Source organism: Salinivibrio siamensis (assembly GCF_001996005.1).
Taxonomy (GTDB): Bacteria; Pseudomonadota; Gammaproteobacteria; order Enterobacterales; family Vibrionaceae; genus Salinivibrio; species Salinivibrio siamensis.
Genome location: NZ_MUFB01000027.1, coordinates 1 through 20,798 on the forward strand (window position 1 = coordinate 1; position 20,798 = coordinate 20,798).

Annotated in this window: 16 protein-coding genes; 4 read left to right on the forward strand and 12 right to left on the reverse strand. The window is 50.9% G+C overall.

Annotation, left to right across the window (positions count from 1 at the left end; all coding sequences use genetic code 11):
* Positions 1-195 precede the first annotated feature (195 nt).
* The 8 genes from BZG73_RS12845 to pykF all read right to left on the reverse strand — a co-directional run bounded on the left by BZG73_RS12845 (position 196) and on the right by pykF (position 9,180).
* Positions 196-786, reverse strand: coding sequence for a hypothetical protein (locus tag BZG73_RS12845; protein WP_077667023.1), 591 nt, complete (start codon positions 784-786; stop codon positions 196-198).
* Positions 787-865: 79 nt separating this feature from the next.
* Complete coding sequence (locus BZG73_RS12850) at positions 866-1,864, reverse strand: putative phage abortive infection protein (RefSeq protein WP_077668502.1); 999 nt, start codon at positions 1,862-1,864, stop codon at positions 866-868.
* Between the two features lie 34 nt (positions 1,865-1,898).
* Positions 1,899-2,180 carry an ogr/Delta-like zinc finger family protein gene (locus BZG73_RS12855; RefSeq protein ID WP_327295202.1) on the reverse strand — a complete coding sequence of 94 codons (282 nt, stop codon included), beginning with the start codon at positions 2,178-2,180 and terminating at the stop codon, positions 1,899-1,901.
* A gap of 258 nt (positions 2,181-2,438) precedes the next feature.
* On the reverse strand, positions 2,439-4,103 hold the full coding sequence (gene treC, locus BZG73_RS12860; RefSeq protein WP_077668503.1) for an alpha,alpha-phosphotrehalase: 1,665 nt from the start codon (positions 4,101-4,103) through the stop codon (positions 2,439-2,441).
* A 58-nt stretch (positions 4,104-4,161) separates the two neighbouring features.
* Positions 4,162-5,580, reverse strand: coding sequence for a PTS trehalose transporter subunit IIBC (treB, locus tag BZG73_RS12865; RefSeq protein WP_046074254.1), 1,419 nt, complete (start codon positions 5,578-5,580; stop codon positions 4,162-4,164).
* A 151-nt stretch (positions 5,581-5,731) separates the two neighbouring features.
* Complete coding sequence (gene treR / locus BZG73_RS12870) at positions 5,732-6,688, reverse strand: trehalose operon repressor TreR (RefSeq protein ID WP_077638654.1); 957 nt, start codon at positions 6,686-6,688, stop codon at positions 5,732-5,734.
* Between the two features lie 283 nt (positions 6,689-6,971).
* Entirely contained in the window at positions 6,972-7,649 is a 678-nt protein-coding gene (locus BZG73_RS12875; protein ID WP_077667020.1) for a hypothetical protein, read from the reverse strand.
* Positions 7,650-7,767: 118 nt separating this feature from the next.
* Positions 7,768-9,180, reverse strand: a complete 1,413-nt coding sequence (gene pykF, locus BZG73_RS12880; RefSeq protein ID WP_046074251.1) for a pyruvate kinase PykF — start codon at positions 9,178-9,180, stop codon at positions 7,768-7,770.
* Between the two features lie 632 nt (positions 9,181-9,812).
* On the opposite strand from pykF, the gene BZG73_RS12885 reads away from it, so the two are divergent.
* From BZG73_RS12885 to BZG73_RS12900, 4 genes are all read left to right on the forward strand, one after another.
* The gene (locus tag BZG73_RS12885) at positions 9,813-11,204 is read left to right on the forward strand and encodes a transporter substrate-binding domain-containing diguanylate cyclase (RefSeq protein ID WP_158075309.1); all 1,392 of its coding nucleotides are present in this window, start codon (positions 9,813-9,815) and stop codon (positions 11,202-11,204) included.
* A gap of 249 nt (positions 11,205-11,453) precedes the next feature.
* Complete coding sequence (gene imuA, locus BZG73_RS12890) at positions 11,454-12,146, forward strand: translesion DNA synthesis-associated protein ImuA (RefSeq protein ID WP_077668505.1); 693 nt, start codon at positions 11,454-11,456, stop codon at positions 12,144-12,146.
* A complete protein-coding gene (locus BZG73_RS12895) occupies positions 12,146-13,549 on the forward strand; it encodes a Y-family DNA polymerase (protein WP_077668506.1) in 1,404 nt (467 codons plus the stop codon). Before imuA ends, BZG73_RS12895 begins: the two co-directional genes overlap by 1 nt.
* 11 nt (positions 13,550-13,560) lie before the next feature.
* Positions 13,561-16,626, forward strand: coding sequence for an error-prone DNA polymerase (locus BZG73_RS12900; RefSeq protein WP_077668507.1), 3,066 nt, complete (start codon positions 13,561-13,563; stop codon positions 16,624-16,626).
* On the opposite strand, the gene BZG73_RS12905 is transcribed toward BZG73_RS12900, so the two are convergent.
* The 4 genes from BZG73_RS12905 to BZG73_RS12920 form a co-directional block, all read right to left on the reverse strand.
* Positions 16,623-17,873, reverse strand: coding sequence for a multifunctional CCA addition/repair protein (locus tag BZG73_RS12905; protein WP_077668508.1), 1,251 nt, complete (start codon positions 17,871-17,873; stop codon positions 16,623-16,625). The genes BZG73_RS12900 and BZG73_RS12905 overlap by 4 nt on opposite strands.
* A 157-nt stretch (positions 17,874-18,030) precedes the next feature.
* Positions 18,031-18,645 carry a TIGR04211 family SH3 domain-containing protein gene (locus tag BZG73_RS12910; RefSeq protein ID WP_046074406.1) on the reverse strand — a complete coding sequence of 205 codons (615 nt, stop codon included), beginning with the start codon at positions 18,643-18,645 and terminating at the stop codon, positions 18,031-18,033.
* Between the two features lie 128 nt (positions 18,646-18,773).
* Positions 18,774-20,030, reverse strand: coding sequence for an inorganic phosphate transporter (locus BZG73_RS12915; RefSeq protein WP_046074246.1), 1,257 nt, complete (start codon positions 20,028-20,030; stop codon positions 18,774-18,776).
* Between the two features lie 28 nt (positions 20,031-20,058).
* Positions 20,059-20,739: a TIGR00153 family protein gene (locus tag BZG73_RS12920; RefSeq protein ID WP_046074245.1), complete on the reverse strand. Its 681-nt coding sequence runs from the start codon at positions 20,737-20,739 to the stop codon at positions 20,059-20,061.
* Positions 20,740-20,798: the final 59 nt, after the last annotated feature.

Sequence of the window (20,798 nt, forward strand, 5' to 3'; positions counted from 1 at the left end):
GGCTATGAAGGCGAGAAGAAAAGCAAGGCTATGAAGGCGAGAAGAAAAGCAATGAGTGTGGTTGAAAGCGCCATTAATAAAGTAAGGAAGCTAAGACGAGATTTATAATAAATAATAGTGGTTAAAACCAAGCTATAGCGTGGATTCTAGACCTATGCTATAGCTTTATCGATACGCCGTCCCAATAGGCTCCTTTCAATGTTTGCTTTTTGATATGGCGTAATACGCAAGCGTAGATATAACAGGAAGCAGAGCAAGAATTAAATTTCCATAAAAATCCAAAGTGCTCTTCAAAACATCAATTTCTTTTGCCACATTAGACTTTATCCTTTTTCTTTCATTAGTCAGACTTTCTTGTAGCTGTATCTGGGCCCTACTAATACGCTCTATCTCATCTTTAAGACGGGATATTTTAAGAATCTCATCAGGATTCATAGGGTTGATTGACTGTCTAATCCCAATATTCCGCGCGTCGACTTCTTCAATTCTTTCTTCGAGGGCTGAAAGCTTCGCTCTTATGAGAGCCTGACTGTTTCCCTGCGACTCTGCTTTATTTATCCCTTCTTCGAGTTGCTCAATAATAGTATTGTAAGCATCAGTACTAAATTTCAAATGTGACATCGAGGCAACCGAATCAAGGGGATCTAGACCCGAAGATGCATTGGTCAAAGCTGCGACCATACTATTGATCTCATTAATCTCTGTCCTCTTTTTAAAAAGAGCATATCCAGAACCGGTTAAACTTATAACCAAAGAGAGTACTATTATTACTTTTGACCTATTCATCTTAAACGTCCTATCAAATATCAACTGAGTATGTAAGTCTTTGCGCTGCTCGGAATCGATTGGCTAGGTAAGTTTATCACTACATTTGTTGGCTTTTTATTTTACCAGTCGGAGTCAGCTTCCATATAATGGCAGAAGACAGAGTAACCTTCCGTGGGATCTCAATAGGTGAAAACAAGCCGAGTTCATCCATAGTCTCATAGTAACCTTGAGCATCTTCATTAGCACCGAAGGCGCTTTTATTGTAAATCATACAAAGCCCTATCCATCTATGGTTAAAGGTCATATGCTCTAACATCTCGTACTTTTCAATCAGCCTTCTATAATTATAAAATGGGTCACTCTTTTCCATTACCGCGCAGTTAAAAGCCAGCAAAACAGTTTCTTTCTGACCTAAAAAAGATCTGAGTATATTGGTATAGAATTTACCATTATAAATAACTTTTTCCGATGAACACTCAGCGCTTTCAACAAACTTTAAAATATGATAAATAACTCTGAAATAATGACTCAAATCGTTAAGCGTTACTTGTCCCCCTTTGGAAAAGTTAAAGCTAAAATCCCTATATTCTATACAATTGCCTTTCGATGCAAGAAAGGCAAACCCTGAAGTTTCTTCACTAGGACAGAATTCGGTATTCATCATTTGAGTCAGATGCGAATAGAGACTATTATTAACATCACCCATTTCTCTAGATATCGCATTAAATTGATCTAAAAGTGAAAAGAATGTATCTTCGAATCGCTTCTTCTCTTGCGTTTTTGTCTGCTGATAGTGCGATAATTGAGTTTTTCTTAACGTTTCTTGTGTTTCGGATAATTCCTTTTTCTGTATTAGCACAGACTGTGTTAGCCAGTACAATGCGAACAAAGCAACAATGGGGCTCAAGATACCACCAAAGTAACTACCAAAGCCGCCCCATATAGTAGTATCAAGGGATAAGCTGGCACCTGAGTTTACAAACCTGCCAAAATAAAAGCCAATCACTAGAAGTGCACTAGTGGCAGCAACCCACCAAGAACACTTTATCTTTTTTTGTAATTTTTCAATTTCAGTATCTGTTTCACTTTTTTCCACAGCAACCCCTTGTTTTATTTGGCGTAAAGTAAATTTAAAACAATGACAACTGATTATGCAAGTCTTTGCGGCGCTCTGGCGTGAGTGATTTGATTAGCGCGCTGGCGAGTTCATCGGTTGTTTTCGTGCTTGGCGAAAGTGGGCTGTGGTAGTGAGAGAACGCGACGAACTGGTGACCGCAATCAGCGTTCGTGCACTGGCAATAAATATCGGCACAGTTTTGCGAGAGTCGATTTGTTTTCGTGATCCGCGCGCGGGAACCACAGCCACAAAAATGCGCTTCTGTTTCACAAAAGTGCCCTGCTATAACTCTAATTTGCTGTGCTGCAGCGTGTGTTTATAGCTCACCGTTTGCACAAAGCTGTGACTGTAATTCGGGTCGCTGCACACACAGTGCAAATCACTTTTATCAAATCTTTGTTCATGTTTTGGTGTGTGCTACCGCGCCGAATTGAAAAAAACTCTCAAAGTATCCTTCATCACTTAAATCTATACTTTTCTTGGCACAACCTTTTTTTAGCTGGTAATGTGTATTGATAAAATGGCACGCCAAGGCGTGCCATTTTTGTGTCGGTTAAGCAGGATTAATCAAATACACCAAGGCCTCATAGGGTGCCAGTTGCATTTCTGGCATTAAGGGCTTGGTTTCTGGGTAATTATGGCTGACCAAGTCTGCGTTCGGGGCCGGGGCGAGAGGCAAGGTCGCCGTGACCGGTTCGCCATAAAAATTACACACCACCACCAGTTGGCTATCGCCATTGTCGCGACGATAGGCGAGCAGTTGTGGGTGGTCAGGCAACAAGTCCTGATAATCGCCTTCACGGATCACGGGTAAGGTTTTACGCAGGGAAATCAGCTTTTTGTAGTGATAGAACACCGAGTCTTTATCCGCCAGTGCGGTGTCGACATTGACGTCAACATAGTTAGGCGCAGGCGTTAGCCACGGTGTACCTGTGGTAAAACCGGCGTTTGCTGAACTGTCCCACTGCATAGGCGTGCGTGAATTATCGCGCGAGCGTGCCGCCAGAATGGCCAGCACTTCCCCTTCTGGCATGCCTTGGTCGCACAGCAGACGGTGCATGTTGCGACTCTCAACGTCTTGATAGTCATCGATACGCTGATAGCTAGGGTTAGTCATGCCAATTTCTTCCCCTTGATACACGTAAGGCGTGCCTTGCTGCATATGAATCGCAGTGGCAAGCATTTTAGCGGACGCGACCCGATAGTGGCGGTCATCACCAAAGCGGCTGACCACACGCGGCTGGTCGTGGTTACACCAAAACAGTGCGCCCCAACCTTGATTATGCAGGCCGTGTTGCCAAGTGCGGAAAAGCTGTTTTAGGGCCAAGAAGTCAAACGGCGCCAGTCGCCACTTCTCGCCGCCCGGATAATCGACTTTTAAGTGGTGGAAGTTAAACACCATGGAGAGCTCTTTGCCATCCGGCGCGGAGTATTGCTGACAGTGCTCCAGAGTGGTTGAAGACATCTCGCCCACGGTGACGCTGCCGTAATGCTGAAAAATATCCCGGCTGATCTCTTGCAAGTACTCGTGGACGCGGGGACCATCGGTATAAAAACGGCGACCATCGCCTTGATGATCGTTGGGAAAAGACTGATCTTTGGAGATCAAATTGATCACATCGAGGCGAAAGCCATCCACGCCTTTCTCGGCCCAAAAGGCCATTACGTCTTTGACGGCTGCCCGCACCTCAGGATTTTCCCAGTTAAGATCGGCCTGTTCGGTGGCAAATAGGTGGAGGTAATACTGGCCGGTGGGTTCGTGCCATTGCCACGCGCTACCACCAAATTTTGATTGCCAGTTGTTAGGAACACCGCCGTTAACCGGATCTTTCCAGATGTAGTAATCGCGATAGGGACTGTCTTTACCAGTCAGCGCGGATTGGAACCAGGGGTGCTCGGTCGAGGTGTGGTTAATCACAATATCCATGATGATGCGGATATCGCGCTTATGTGCCTCGGCGAGCAGGGTGTCGAAGTCGTCCATGGTGCCTAGGCTGGGGTCAATCGCGTAATAATCGGCAATGTCGTAGCCGTTATCGACTTGTGGTGATACATAAATGGGGGTTAGCCATAATGCATCGATGCCCAAGGTCGAAAAATAGTCCAGTTTTTCGATAATGCCCGGCAGATCACCTGTCCCTGTTTGTGTGGTATCACGGAAGCTTTTCGGGTAAATCTGATAGATGGTGGCCGTTTTCCACCAGGGATGTGCGTGCATAATGTCTCTCTTAACGCTAAAAAAGCGGGGAGCGTACTCCCCGCGGACGGAATGGGAATTAGACGACCGCCAATTTGCCTTTGCTGGCCTGGCGGCGATACATAAAGGCGGTGAGTGCGATTGGCACCAAGATGGCGATTAACATCGCGACTGCGTAAACACCCCAGAATTGTGGCTGGATAGATAAGATGCCTGGTAGGCCCCCGACACCAATACCGTTGGCCATCACACCGGAAAGACCACACACAATGGCGGCCAGCGCTGAGCCAACCATCGCGCACAGCATTGGGAATTTGTAACGTAGGTTAATCCCGTACATGGCCGGCTCTGTCACGCCAAGGTAGGCGGAAATCGCCGCGGGCACAGAGATTTCACGTTCGTTTTCTTTCTTGCTGACCCAAATAATGCCAACCACCGCCGAGGCTTGTGCAATGTTGGACAGGGCAATCAGCGGCCAAATAGGCGTGCCGCCCATTTCCTGCATCAGCTGCAAGTCCACCGCGTTGGTGGTGTGGTGAACACCGGTAATCACCAAAGGTGCATAGAGGAAGCCAAATAGCGCTGCGCCGATAAAGGCGAAATCACCGGTCATCGCCGTGCGAGCCAAGAAGGCGACGCCGTTGCCGATTTCACGCCCAAAGGGACCGATAAGGGTGTGCGCCAGTACCACTGAGGTGAGCAGCGCGACAAACGGCACCACCACAAGATAAAGGTAATCTGGAATAATACGTTTTAACTGGGTTTCAATAAATGCCAAAGCCATCCCTGCAAACATGGCTGGGATCACCTGTGCTTGGTAGCCGACTTTTTCAATTGAGAACCAGCCAAAGTCCCACACTTCAGGCATCTCTTTACCGATAAGGTAAGCGTTCATCAATTGTGGCGATACTAGGGTAATACCTAGCACGATACCCAAAATGGGTGTGCCGCCCATTTTTCTCACCGTCGCCCAACATACGCCGACAGGCAGGAAGTGGAAGATGGCTTCGCCAAGCAGCCATAAGAAGCCGTGAGCGGTGGCCCAAAACTCACTGATTTCGGTCAGGGTTTTGCCATCGAACATGCGGATATCGCCGATCACATTACGGAAGCCGAGGATTAGACCACCGGTGATAATCGCGGGTAAAAGGGGAACAAAAATTTCCGCGAGGTGTGAGATGGCACGCTCAGTCAGGCTCATATTTTGGCGCGCGGCTTGTTTGGCCTCGTCTTTTGACTGGCCTTCCACCCCGGTTTGTTCTTCTAGTAGGGCGTACACTTGGTCGACATTGGTGCCGATCACCACCTGAAATTGACCGGCGCTGGTAAAGCAGCCTTTGACCATGGGGAGCGCTTCAATCGCAGCCACGTCCGCTTTTTCCGGATCGTTTAGCACGAATCGTAAACGGGTTAGGCAGTGGCTAACGGTGGCGATGTTGTCTTTGCCGCCAATATGCGTGACCAATTGGTCAATGGCCTTTTTATCTATCTGGCTCATAAGCAATCCTGTATTGCTGTAGGGTATTCATTGGTAACGTTCCCACTGATTATGGATCGTACTAATCCAATTATCAGTGGAATCGTTCCCATTGTTTGAAAACCATCACACATAAATTTGTAACTGCCTGATTTTTGGTGTTGGTTGAAGGTTAGGGTGTCACCAGGTGGCAAGGTTGTGTCCAGTGGCTAACCACGGGATCGTCGTCATCCAGCTGCTTGAGTAGCAAGTCGGCCGCATGTTGCCCTGCTTGGTGGTAACCTAGCTCCACACTGACGGCGCGTGGAAACATAAAGCGTAGCATGTCGTGATTGCCAATGCCGCCAATAGCGATGTCTTCTCGCCCAAGTGTTTGTAGGCGTTTCGCGACCCCCAGAGCGAGGGTATCGGACGCACAAACAATGGCATCGGTCTGTGTATTGATGAGGCTATCTGTGGCGTTGTAGGCGGCATGCAAGCTCATCTCACAGCGGTGTAGTCGTGGTGAGATCTGGTGGGTTTGGCAAAAATGCTGGTAGGCATCAGAGCGGGCGAGACCTGTGGTTTCATCTCGCTCATCAATCCCTAAGAAAGCAATATGTCGACACCCTTGATGATAAAAGTGATCCATCACTTGTGCGACCGCGCCTTGGTTGTCATAGCTGACGCTAACGTATTGATCACTATCGACGGCTAGCACAACACAGTTAGGGGCGAATGGCGCTAGCGCGTTGAGATCACAGCCAGAAAAACCAAAAAAGATAATACCGTCGACATTACGGCGTTTCAGCACATCAAGGTGAGCTTGTGCTTTTTGTTGTGAGAATTGGCTTTCCATGATGGCGGCGTCATAGCCTTTGGCATACAAGGTATTGAGCAGGCCAGTCAGTGCAGTGTTTTCTGAATTGGAGCTGAGTTTCGCTACGATCACCCCCACGACGCCACTGCGTTGTGCACGCATCGCACGTGCGGATTTAGAGGGCATAAAGCCATGCTGATCGATCACGGCTTGTACTTTCTCGCGTGTGCTGTCTTTGACCCGTGGATCATCGTTTAGCACACGAGATACGGTTGATTTTCCCACCCCGGCTAAGCGGGCGATATCCAAAATGGTCAATGCTTTTGTCATCTTGCTCTCTGCAGTCACACTAAATCAGCAGCTTAGTCGCCGCCTGTTGGGGGGTGATGATAACAGGCGTGATTGGCGCTTGCGATTTATTGATTAATTTGTAAACTATTGCCTGATTTTTGAACAGACTTCCCGCTTTAGACTGAAATGATGATGAGTCACCCATTACTACAAACAATCAATAAGTGCCTAGTACGCGTTACCACCCTGACCTTGGCGGTGATGGCCGTCAAGTTTAGTGCCATCTATTTGGTACCGTTAGCGGTATTGATAAAAACCCACTTCAAAGAAATTGTCCACTGGTAAAAGTGCCGATCCTGTCTTCGACCATGGTATTTAGCCCCAGCCAATAGTGTTGATAAGCGCGGCTGTGAGCTTGCGGTCGCGCAGAGACAAGCCCGCGCAACACTGGCATTAAGCGTTGCCAACTGGTTGCAAATTCAAAGCCGATATCAGGATGAGTGAGGTAGCGTAAATGCTGGGCGACAAGCGGCTGTATTGCGTCTGCGAGATACGGGTTGATCCCGGCAAAGAGCGTGTAATGAAGCTGCTGATGCCAGTGCGCCACGGCCGCGACGTCACGATAATCCTTGGCTGGCAGATTCTGTAGGCTGTGCAGTAAACCCAGTAGGGTCAATGAGGTCGGCTCATCCAACCGAGGTGGCAGCCTATCCATGAAAGCGCCAACCATTGCCTGTATGCCAGACGCGAGAGGTTGCCAGTCTGCCTGACTTAAGGGCATTAACTGGTATCCGAGTTGGGGTTGGTAGCTGATGCGTCCCGCCATGGCGAGTAAATGCAAGCCATCACGTGCCGTTGCTGTGGTTAAACCAAGTTGTTCGCATAAGGTGGCGACGGTGAGTGAATAATTGCCGTGCGCATTCGGTGTTAATGTGAGCTGGCGGGTTAATACTGCTGCCCAAATATGCGCCATGGCTTCTTGTGCTTTGGTTGGTTTCATTGCGCTTCCTGCTGTGCCTTCTTTTATCATGCCACTGAACGGGTGATAAAAAAACGCCCCGAACGAGTCGGGGCGTGATGGTTTGTAAAAACCGCTTAGGTCTGCAGTAAACGTCTTATTACAGAACGTGCACAGAGGTGGTGTTGGTGGTACCAGACGGCACGAGTGCGCCTGAGACCATGACCACGATATCGCCTTTGTTCGCTAAGCCTGACTCTAGCGCGATGGTTTTACCACGACGGTAGAACTCATCGGTGCTATCGATGCTTTCGATCATCACAGGTGTCACCCCTTTGGTCAGACACAAGTGAGCGGCTGTTTTCGGGTTAGTGGTGACCGCAACAATGTTCGCGGTTGGGAAGTACTTACGCACTGAGCGCGCTGACTTACCTGCTTCAGTCGCAACCACAATCAACGGGGCACTGAGCTTTTGAGAGGTATCGACCGCGCCTTTACAGACCGCTTCGGTGATACGTAGGCGGTCGCTATCAAGGCGAGAGCCTAAGGCTGGAGACATTTGACGGTCTGTGCGCTCACAGATTTGTGCCATAATGCTCACCGCTTCTAATGGGTACTTCCCTTTCGCTGATTCACCTGACAGCATCACCGCATCGGTGCCGTCCATGATAGCGTTGGCCACGTCACCTGCTTCTGCGCGGGTTGGGCGTGGGTTTTTGATCATCGAATCGAGCATTTGTGTCGCCGTGATAACCATCTTGCGTGCACGGTTACATTTTTCGATCATCATCTTCTGCGCGAAGATCACTTCTTCAACGGGGATCTCTACACCGAGGTCACCACGAGCAACCATGATGCCGTCAGATGCTTCCAAGATAGCGTCAAAGTTGTCGACACCTTCTTGGTTCTCAATTTTAGAGATGATCTTGATGTCGCTACCGCCGTTTTGCGCCAATAGATCGCGGATTTCTTCTACGTCTTCTTTCTTACGAATAAATGAGGCAGCAACAAAATCAACGCCTTGCTCGCAACCAAATTTCAGATCCGATTTATCTTTTTCAGCCAGCGCAGGCAAGCTGACAGAAACGCCTGGCAGGTTAACGCCTTTGTTTTCGCCGAGCTCACCGTTGTTGAGTACTTTACAAACCACTTCTTTTTCAGTCGTTTCTAGTACTTCCATCTCAAGTAGACCATCATCAACCAGTACTGTATCACCCGCTTTTAAATCTTGCGGCAGACCAGCGTAGGTCACGGCGACGCGTTCTTTATTGCCCACAACAGAGGTATCTGTGGTGAATGTAAAGGTTTGACCGGCTTCCAGTAGCACATCGTCGCCACCTTCCAGTTTTACCGTACGGATCTCTGGACCTTTGGTATCCAGCAAGATAGCGGCTTGTTTGCCGGTTTGCTTCATCACATTACGCAAGTTGGCGATACGCGTACCATGCTCTTGGTAATCACCATGTGAGAAGTTAAGGCGCATGACATTCATGCCAGCTTCAACAAGCTGAGTAAGCATCTCTTCAGATTCGGTTTTTGGGCCAATCGTACATACGATTTTGGTCTTTTTCATCGACACATTTCTCCGGTCAAAAATTGAAACATAAGCCTGATGCTTTCTCACAACACACCGAAAAGTGTAATTTTACCACGCACTTTTACTACTTAAGTGGCTGTGAAAGCGAATTTTTTGCATTTTGCAATGACGTTACCGCAGCCAGGGTTGCTGTGGTGACGTCACTGTTTATCGATCGTGAGTATAGATTGTCTGCGGTGATCTGTGTTGATCACGGGCAATAAAGGCTTCATTGACAATAAAGCACTCAATAGTGCTCCTGTCTCATGAGTCTTCCCTTCCTTTGGGGCGCGTAAATTTACCACAGCTGACGATTTAAATCATTACAACCCGATGACAGCACACTGGTGAATCAAGATATTTTTATCATGATTACGCTTTCTGTTGATGTTTCCACCTTTACCATACGACGTATTCCTTTTTGCTGCTTTTATCGGCCATCAGTGGCCATTTGCATGCTTTCTGATGTGATCTAACTTCCAATTTGAACTGGATCATGCTTTTTTATTAAGTCTTTTGCGTTCCCTTAGAATTTATCTACCATCAAGACTCTTTGAATGGACTGTCTAATAATGTTTGCGCGCACTTTTCGACTTTTGACAGGGATGCTGCTCCTGGCCTGCACGTATGTGAGTACGTTTGCATGGGCTGACGACGCCTATCTGTCAGAAGAAAAAGATATTTTAGTCGCCACTCATTCTTCGGTCTGGAAGCCTTACAGCTACTTGTCTGATGATGGCCAACCAAAAGGCTTGTTGGTCGACTTCTGGCAAGCCTACGGCCAATATAATCATGAGCCCGTACAATTTGTGTTACTCGATTGGGCCGACACGCTCGCTTATATGAAAGAAGGCGGTAACCGTGTTCATGCGGGGTTATTGAAGTCCACCGAACGCGAGGACTACCTCGATTTTGTTGCGCCTATTTTTAATATTGATGGTTCGTTATACATCCGCAATGAAGCGCGCGGCACCAAAACAGATACGCTTGTCGGCGGTAAGGCAGTCGGTGTTGTTGCAGGCAGTTATGAGTCAAGCTATCTCACCGAGCATTATCCGGACGTTGAACAACAGACTTACGCCAATAATGAGCGGTTATTTGACGCCGCTTTCAGTGGTGAGATTGATGCGCTAGTGGCGGATAGCCAAGTCGCTAATTTTTATATGCTCACCTTTGATAAGCCATTGACGTTTGTCGCAGAGCAAATCCTTTACACACGCCCGATTTATGCGGCGGTGCCCAAAGGCAACCAAGCCTTGCTCGCGCAAGTTCGCGAGGGAATGAGTAACATACCGGCGGAAGAGCTGTTACGCATCAAGCAAAAGTGGGTCAATACCGAACGCGTCGAGGCTTATCCAGCCTGGCTTATTCCTAGCATTGTACTGGTGATGCTGTTAGGCGCGGTGACCTATATCTTTATTCTTAAACGTATGGTGTATAAACGCACGGTCGCATTGCGCCGAGCCAATGCCCGTTTGCGAGAGTTCGCCAATACCGATCCTTTGACACAGCTGTTAAATCGCCGTGGACTTGAAACCTATTTTACCCGTTTAAAACCTAAGCTGAGCCGTCAACAGGAAATGGGGTTGATTTTGATTGATCTTGACCATTTCAAGCAGGTCAACGATACCTACGGGCATATGCAAGGCGATAAAGTGCTGGTACACTTGGCAAGTTACCTGAAGCGGTTTGTTAAAAAAGGGGCAGCGGCGCGTTTAGGTGGGGAAGAGTTTTGTATCTTATGTCCTACCCAAGATTTAGATGCTTTAATTGAAATGGCCAATCACATTCGCTGTGATATTGCGGAGACGGTGTTTGAATTTGGCGGCGCGGATATTCGTGTCACCGTGAGTATCGGCGCGATTGTTTCTAGCGATGTGGTGGAGGAGATAAAGCAACTAGAGTTAGATGCGTTGATCCATGCCGCTGATCTTCTCATGTATCGCGCGAAAGACCGTGGACGTAACCAAGTGATGCTCGCTTCTTCGCAATCCGTCAATACCCCCATCGCCGAAATATAATACCGTTTGCTGTCGGGTAAAAGCTGTCTTGCTAACCCCCCTCGTCTTTTAATTTCCTATTGCTCTCCAGCCTGTCTAACCTGGTTGCACTGTATAATAAAACTTATTAAACAACACCTTAGCGACTGTGTGGTCCTACACCCTTTGGGGGCGTTGTGATGGCAAACTCTCTGTTTCGCTTCTGTGCTGTTTTCTTTTCTTGCAGCGATGCCTTCATTAAATATACTGTATATATATACAGGTATTTTGATGATGAAAACACTCGACCAATTAGCTCAGCAACACGGCCTATGGCGTGCTAGTCAGCGGCCGTTAATGGCGGAATTACCCGATAAACAAGCGACCGGTTACACTGCCTTTGATCAGCGCCTCGGCGGCCTCCCGTCTCCAGGGGTGACGGATATTATCAGTGATTATGGCGTCGGTGAGTTGCGGCTGGTGTTATCCGCGTTGTATCACGCTAGCGGTCAGCAGGTGGCGTGGATCCGCCCACCGGTTGGACTCAACGCAGCGATGCTACATCAGCAAGGCTATTCAACCGACAACACCTTGTTGGTGTCTCCCAAAAGCGATCAGGATGCGCTGTGGGCGGCAGAGCAAGCGGCGCGCAGTGGCGCGTGTCAGGCGGTAGTGTTATGGCCATCTTCGCTCACGCTGGGGCAAGTGAAGCGCCTAAAACTGGCGGCCGAACATGGTCAATGTGCGGTGGTGCTGTTGCGCCGCCAGCAGACGTATTCATTGACCTTGCCGGTTGATCTAAGCGTGGCGCTGGCGCCTTCTGCATGTGGCGTGACGGTTACGGTGCGTTATTGTCGCGGCCAATGGCCGCCGGCCCCGTTTACCCTCGATTGGCGCGAGCAATGGCCCGCGTTGGTGACCTGGCCGAGCAATGCTGAGAATTTGCTTGCCTTTCCCTCACGGCAACAGCGGGAGCAAGCGTGATGTCATTGTGGCTGTATCTGCATTGCCCAAGCTTGCTGTTAGATAGTCTTTATGCGCCGTCATCGGCGCAAGCGGTGGGACTGGTCAGCGAGCAAGAAGGCCGTTTAGTGCAGCTCTCTGTGGCGGCTAGCACGCACGGTCTGAATACCGGTATGGGATTAGGGGCAGCAGCGCTTATTTGTCATCAGCTCGCAGTCTATCCTTATTGCGCCGTGAAAGAGCAGTCCGCGCTTGAGCAGCTCGCCACACAGCTTTATCCGCTGGTCGCGGAAATCAGCCTCAATCCCCCTAAAGGTTTATGGCTACACGTGTCACCGATGTTGGCGCTATATCAGGGGTTTCTCCCGCTATGGCAGGCCGTGACTCAAACGCTGGTGGAAAGTGGTATCCGTTATCAAGCTGGGGTGGGCGAAACGCCGCGAGCCGCCGAGCTTATGGCGTATGGCCACGCGGGCAAGGTTAGTATCGACCCCGAGCACTTACAGGCGGCTTTGCAGCAAGTGCCGTTGACCGCAGCCCCTTTACCGGAGACGGTGAAAACCCAGTTTACGCGTCTGGGCCTCTCTCAGTTAGGTGAGCTTATCGCCTTGCCCACCGCTTCGCTGACGCGACGTTTTCCGCGCTCTGTGGTGGATTATCTTGCTGAAGTGAGTGGCGCCCAGCCGACGCCGCTGCGTTATTTTCAGCCACCGCTGCAATTTTTTCAGCAACGGGTTTTATTGTTTGAGCTCAGTGAGCAAGCCCATTTATTGCCCATTATCGAGAATCTCGTCTCGGCACTGTGCCGCTTTCTTGAGCAGCGTAGTGCCTGCACGCCTGCGTTAACGTTGGGCTTTAGCTTGCGTGATGGATGTGAAGAACCCCTGCCGGTGATGGCCGCGCATGGCGAGAAAGACGTCGAGCGCTGGATGGCATTGGTGCGTTTACGGCTGGCGTCATGGCAAGTGAGCCAGCCAGTGACGGCAGTGAGTGTGACGGCTTCGCAAATTGATTGCCACCAACCCGGACAAACCGATCTCTTTAGCGCGCAGCAAGGCGAGCAAAACCGTGATGAGTTGGTCGCGACACTGGCAGCCCGACTCGGGGAGGAGGCGGTTATGCGGTTAGCGTATGTAGATCATCACCGTCCCGAGACGGCCAGCCAACATGTCCCCCATCATCATAGTGCGACACCGACGGCCTCGGCACCCACGCGTCCACGCCCAAGTTTATTGCTGCCGCAACCCACACCACTGGTGGGTAAGGTCACCTTACGTGAAGGGCCGGAGCGGATTGTCACGGGGTGGTGGGAAGACACGCCTATCCAGCGCGATTACTTTATTGCCCAAAACGCCCAGCAACAATGGCTGTGGGTGTTTCGCACGCCAGAAAAAACCTGGTTTTTACACGGCTGGTTTAGTTAGACGGTGAAGCGATGAGTACGTATGCCGAGCTGGTATGTTGCAGCAATTTCTCCTTTCTTGAGGGCGCCTCACACCCGGAAGAGCTGGTGGCGCAAGCGGCAGCATTGGGCTATCAAGCGCTTGCGATCACTGATGAATGCTCGGTCGCTGGGGTGGTGCGTGCGTATCAAGCCCAGCGTGATTATCCGCAGCTTTCGCTGATCATTGGCAGTCGCTTTCGCCTGCAGGCGTTAGATGTTGTTCTATTGTGTCCTACCCAAGCGGCTTACCAAGAGCTGTGTCGGATTATCACCAATGCGCGGCGGCGCAGTCACAAAGGCGACTACCAGCTGAGCGAGTGGGACTTAATGTCGGTGCGTCATGGCTTGGTGCTATGGCTACCTCATGGTACGGAGAGTGATCATCACTGGGCAAAATGGCTGCTGCGTTATCATGCCGAGCGCTTGTATCTGGCCGTGCGGCGCGATCTAGCGGATAATGACCATCCGTATCTGGCACACTGTCGCATGCTGGCAAGCCAGTATGAGCTTCGCGTGACCGCGTGTGGTGATGTGTTGATGCATCACCCTGAGCGACTGGTGTTACATCATACCTTAACGGCGATTCGGCATCGCCAGCCTGTCGCTGAATTGGGAAGGACGTTATTACCCAATGCAGAGCGCGCCTTACGCCCGCTGTCTAAACTACGCTCTCTATTCCCCCCTGAGTGGCTGGCGGAAAGTGCCCACATTGCCGCTCAGTGTCAGTTTTCCTTGGCGAGCTTGAAATACAGCTACCCCAAAGAAGTGGTGCCGACTGGCGAGCCTGCGATGGCCTATCTGCGTGAGGCGGTCAAGCAAGGCGCACAGCAGCGCTTCCCTAAGGGCGTGCCTCGTGACGTGGGAGCCATCATTGAAAAAGAGCTCGCGCTTATCGAGGCGCTCGATTATCCGTATTACTTTTTGACCATTTACGATCTGGTGCGCTTTGCCCAATCGCGTGGGATCTTATACCAAGGGCGCGGATCGGCGGCGAACTCGGTAGTGTGTTATTGCTTAGGGATCACCGCGGTGGATCCATGCAAAGTCGATGTGCTGTTTGAGCGCTTTATTAGCAAAGAGCGCGACGAGCCGCCGGATATTGATGTGGACTTTGAGCACCAGCACCGTGAAGAAGTGATCCAGTATTTGTATCAAAAATATGGCCGAGAGCGGACCGCCTTAGCGGCAACCGTGATCCGTTATCGGCTGAAAAGTGCATTGCGCGATGTGGGCAAAGCGTTGTCGATCCCCGCTAGCCAGATTGATTTTTTTATTCAAAACCTCAATCGGCGCGATAAAACCCAGCCTTGGACGCAGCAACTTCAGCACTTGGGCCTCGATCCTAAAAGCGCGAAAAGCCAACAATGGCTGTCGCTTACCCAGACATTGATCGGTTTTCCGCGCCACCTTTCTCAGCATGTCGGCGGCTTTGTGATTGCGGATGGGCCTTTGTATGAGTTGGTGCCGGTGGAAAATRCGGCGATGGCAGAGCGGACGGTGATCCAGTGGGATAAAGACGATCTGGAAACACTGCATCTGATGAAAGTCGACGTACTGGCGCTGGGCATGCTCACTGCGATTCGGCGTACCTTTGATTTGATTGCCCAAACCGGTGGCCCTCGCTTGAGTTTGGCGGCGATCACCCAACAAGGCGACGATCCGGCGGTGTTTGCGCGTATTCAGAAAGCCGATACCGTGGGAGTGTTTCAAATTGAGTCACGGGCACAAATGAGTATGCTGCCGCGGCTCAAACCGGCTTGTTATTATGATTTGGTGATTCAAATTGCCATTGTCCGCCCCGGTCCGATTCAAGGTGACATGGTGCATCCGTATCTAAAGCGCCGTGATGGGGAAGAAGCGGTGAGCTACCCGTCCAAAGCGGTTGAGCAAGTGCTGGCGCGCACGCTTGGGGTGCCTATCTTTCAAGAGCAGGTGATCAAACTGGCGATGGTGGCGGCCGGCTTTTCCGGTGGGGAAGCGGATCAGCTGCGTCGCGCGATGGCCGCTTGGAAAAAAAAGGGCGGACTGGCGCCGTTTCGCGACAAATTGATCGCTGGGATGACCGCGCGAGGCTATCGCGCCGACTTTGCCGAGCAGCTTTACCGGCAAATCTGTGGGTTTGGTGATTATGGCTTTCCTGAGAGCCACTCGGCTTCGTTTGCGGTTTTGGCCTATGTATCAGCGTGGCTAAAGCATTATTATCCCGCCGCGTTTTATACCGGCTTGCTCAATAGCCAGCCGATGGGGTTTTACTCACCGTCACAATTGATGCAAGACGCCACGCGCCACCAAGTGCCTGTGTGGCCGGTTTGTGTGCAACACTCGGGGGCGGATCATTGTTTAGAAAAGATCGGCGATCAGTGGGGCGTGCGGCTAGGATTGCGATTAGTCAAAGGGTTGAGTGCGGCGGCAATAGACCGATTGCTGGCCCATCGCCCAGAGACGGGGTTTGCGTGTTTATCGGCACTGCAAGAGATTCATCTTGACCGCGATGCCTATCAAGCCCTAGCCAGTAGCGGTGCATTGGCGACGCTGGCTGGCAATCGCTATCAGGCGCGCTGGGCACTGATGGATCAGCAGCGGCAACTGCCGCTACTGGCGGCCAGTGACGATGAGGTTGCGTTGCCTCACTCGCCTTCCCAATGGCAGAACGTGATTGAAGATTACGCGGCCATGGGGCTGTCGCTCACTGATCATCCCATTCGTTTGATGGCGCAAGCCGGCACATTGGGGCGTTTTACCCGTGGTGTTGAGTTATCACAGTGTGCGCCACAAAGCTGGGTGGCGGTAGCGGGTGTGGTGACGGGCAAGCAGTCCCCCGGCACCGCCAGTGGCGTAACCTTTGTCACCTTGGAAGACGATACGGGCAATATCAATGTGGTGGTTTGGGCGGGGACGGCACGGGCGCAATCCCGTGCTTTTATGCAAGCCAAGGTGTTGAAAGTGCATGGCATTGTCGAGCGACAGGGCGAGGTGGTGCACGTGATTGCCGGTAAGTTGATTGATCTGACCCCGACGCTCACCACCTTGTCGGTGGCCGCGCGTGAATTCCGTTAACGCGACGCGCTAACCGCATCGGGGCAGGCGGGCGCCGGACACGCGGCTACCGCTTGAATACGCTGACGATGCAGCTCATCACGAATCGCCGCCCCTTTAAAGCCGGCGTCGACAATCGGCTTAACCTCTACCTGTTGCGCGCAAGCAAAGCGCTCGCGTAAGGCATCGGCTTGTGGATAGTGATAGTTTTCACGTCCCTTGCGGCCACGCACATCAGCTAAACACGCCAAGGCCAATTGCTCGACCCGCTCGGGTTTGCGCCACGCATCGATTTGATTAAATAGCGCCACCCAATGCTCAGGGCTGAGTTGATCGCACTTGTGAATTTTGGAGTGGTGCGCACTGACCACCAAGGCCAGATCCCGATAGGCGTTAGGGATACGTAGTCGCTCGCACAGATCTTTGATAACGGGCAGTCCGCGATCACCGTGGCCGCGATGGCCAGGCAGAATAGAGGCAGGGGTGAGGGCTTTACCGAGATCATGGACTTGTGCGGCAAAGCGGATGCTTTTGTCATCGGTCAATGAGGCGGCATAACGGCTGACCATTTCCGTGTGGATGCCGGTATCGATTTCAGGGTGCCAGTTGGCTGGATTCGGCACGCCGTACAGGGCGTCGATTTCAGGAAGCACCACGGCAAGGGCACCACAATCGCGCAGCACAGCAAGAAACACATCGGGACAATCACTGCCGAGCGCTTTTTCCCACTCGCGCCAAACCCGCTCAGGGGTGAGGTGGGCGAGCTCGCCCTTGGCGACCATCGTTTTCATCAGCGCTAAGGTATCATCGGCAATGGTAAAGCCGAGTGGCGCAAAACGGGCGGCAAACCGTGCCACGCGCAGTACCCGTAATGGGTCTTCGCTAAAGGCGGGCGAGACATGGCGTAGAATGCGGTTGTGTAAATCTTGCTGACCGCCATACGGGTCAATCAAGCTGCCCTCTTCATCTTGGGCGATGGCGTTGATGGTGAGATCGCGGCGTTGAAGGTCCGCTTCCAGTGAGATATCTGGCGAGAAGTCGCAAATAAACCCGGTGTAGCCCTGGCCTGATTTTCGTTCAGTGCGGGCGAGGGCGTGTTCTTCGTGTGTGGTGGGGTGTAAAAAGACGGGGAAATCTTGGCCGACTTGCTGGTAGCCGGCTGCTTGCATTTGTTTGACGGTGGCACCGACCACTACCCAGTCTTTATCTGTGACCGGCAAGCCTAATAGCGCATCACGTACAGCACCGCCGACAAGATAATGTTCCACACCAAACTCCTTAATGACAAAGAGAAGACACAATCACGTTTGTGTCGCGAATGGGTTTAAGTATACATAGAGCCTAGCAGCACGCCCACCGTGTGCTTAAAAGGCCGCTATCAGGATCGCAATAAAAAAGGCTGCCAATGCAGCCTTTCATTCACGATTATGCCCAACCGTCGCGGCGACGTTTTTTACGTGGGATAAGATGTGGCAGCACCAAGCCAAACAGTAAGCCACCGCCGGCTACCATGCCACCGTAGGTGAACCAACGCATCAGAAGATCATCTTTTTGGGTATCTATTTTGGCGCGTAAAGCACGGATTTCGCTTTGCGCATCAATCAGTTTTTTATTGAGTTCGCTGCTGTGTGCTTCCAGCTTCTCAATCTGCGCGTTGCGCTGTTTAAGGGATTCAGCCAAGCCTTTTTGTTGTGCTTTAGCATCATCTTTTGCACTGGCCAGCGCGGACTTTACCTTTTTCAGCTCTGATTCTAGCGCCGGCACGCGTTCTTTTAAGCCAGGTTGAGTGGTCACGTAGTCACTTTTTACCCAGCCTTTACGGCCACGGCTATCAACTACTTGGGTATAGCCCTCATCGCGATTGCGTTTTAGCACAGTGACTTTATCACCCGCATCGACACTGCCGATAATACGATATTGTGTGCCCGGGCCTGAGTGCATATAAGTGAACAAATCATCAGAAATATAGTTTTCTGCCATCGCTCGAGGCGCGGCAACGAGAACGAACAGCAATACGAGAGCAGAATACAGGTGTTTCACGTCTGGGGTCCTTTGCATAATTTCAGTGTGGGACACATCGGCTTTGCTGGGCATAGTGCCATAGGCGTAAAAGAAAGGGGAGCCATGCCCCCCTTTTTTTGACTGTGATTTGACATCACCGGCGCTTGTTACGCAAATAGCGAGGTCATCACTTGGTAAAAGATCACAGCCAACAAGGCCCCCGCGGGTAAGGTGATCAGCCATGAGGCAACAATATTACGCACCACACCCAAGTTGAGTGCGGCAATACCGCGGGCAAAGCCAACGCCCAAAACGCCGCCGACTAAGGTTTGTGTGGTTGAAATAGGGAGGCCAGTGCCAGAGGCGAGCACAACCGTACTTGCGGTCGCCAGTTGCGCGGCAAAACCACGACTTGGGGTAAGCTCAGTAATGCCCGAGCCCACGGTCGCCATGACTCTGTGTCCCATGGTGGCAAGGCCGAGTACAATCCCCGCGCCACCCATCGGTAAAATCCACCAGGCGATTTGTGCTTTTTCCGCTACAGCACCGAGGTTTTGTACCGTGGCCACAATGGCCGATAGCGGACCAATGGCATTGGCCACGTCATTCGAACCATGTGCGAAGGCCATCGCACAGGCGGTGACCACCATCAATAGGCTAAATATCCGCTCAACCCCCTGAAACCCTTGATTTTCATCGCCGCGATACTTTCTAGAAATGTAATAAACACCAAAAAACATCACCATGGCAGAGAGCACGATGGAGGCGCTCACGGACTCTAAGGTCGTGAGGTGGAGGCCAACATGTTTGAGACCTTTTTTGATGGTGACCATCGCGATAATAAACGCGGTGAGAAACATATAAAGCGGCACGAAACGTTTGGCATTAAGCACAGGGCGGTCGGTATCAAAAATCAGTCGTTGTGCACTTAAGAATATAAAGTAAGCGAACAAGCCAGAGATAAAAGGGGTGATAATCCAACTGCCAACGATGCCTTGCACCGTATGCCAATCGACTGCATCTGCGCCAACCGATAGGCAGGCAAAACCAATAATCGCACCAATGATAGAGTGGGTGGTGGAGACGGGCCAACCCATGAATGAGGCAAGTAATAGCCAGGAGCCAGCCGCCAGTAGCGCGGACATCATGCCAAAGACTAATTCCAACGGCTGATCAGCATAAAAACTGGTGTCAATCACACCTTTGCGAATGGTGTCTGTGACCTCACCACCGGCTAAATATGCGCCGGCGAATTCAAAAATCATCGCCACAATAATGGCTTGCTTCACGGTGAGTGCTTTTGAGCCCACAGACGTGCCCATCGCGTTCGCGACGTCATTGGCACCAATACCAATCGCCATTAAAAAACCAAAAGCCGCGGCGACCATGATCAGTATGGTCCCGTGATTCATCAGGATTTCCATTGTAATACCTTGTTGTTACATCACTCGGTTAGGAACGGGAAAGCATGACCTCTAAGCGCGCACCCACACGTTGCGCCTGGTCAGCAATTTCACCGACCCACTCGAGGATTTTGTACAAGAACATGACGTCAACAGGATTGTACTCCTGCTCAACGGCCATTAATGCTTGGCGAAGTTGGATTTGCATAGAATCGGTATCGTCTTCAATCACATCCAACTGATGAATCATTTCGGCGACTAAGGTGACTTCGCGCCCTTTAAAGCCAGTCTCAAGTAGCTCTTCAAGCTCGTTGATCACGCGGCGTGCTTGCGCGGCAGCATCTAAGCATCGCTGCACATAGGCGATAAAGGCATCATTCATTGAGGGGGGCATACGAAGCTGACGGCCTATCACGCGGCCGGCAATATCTTTGGCTAAGTTTGCCAGCTTGTCTTGCTGGGTGAGGAGCTCGAGCATGTCCGTGCGATCGACGGGCATAAAGAGACCTCGTGGTAACTTAAGCCGGATATTGCGCTTTAGGGTATCAGCATCTTTCTCAATATCTGAGATTTGCTGACGGAGTTGATTTGCCTTATCCCAATCTTGTTGCTCGCAAGCATGAAAGAAGGGGATCAGTAACTCACAACAATCGTTTACACGATTTACGTGACGCTGCAGTGGTTTAATAGGGCTTTTTGCAAATAGCCCAACAATTGTATTGACTGGCATAGCCGTAATCTACCTGGTTGCCTCGAGCCCAGAGGGCAAAAAAGAGAGGCGAAAAGTTC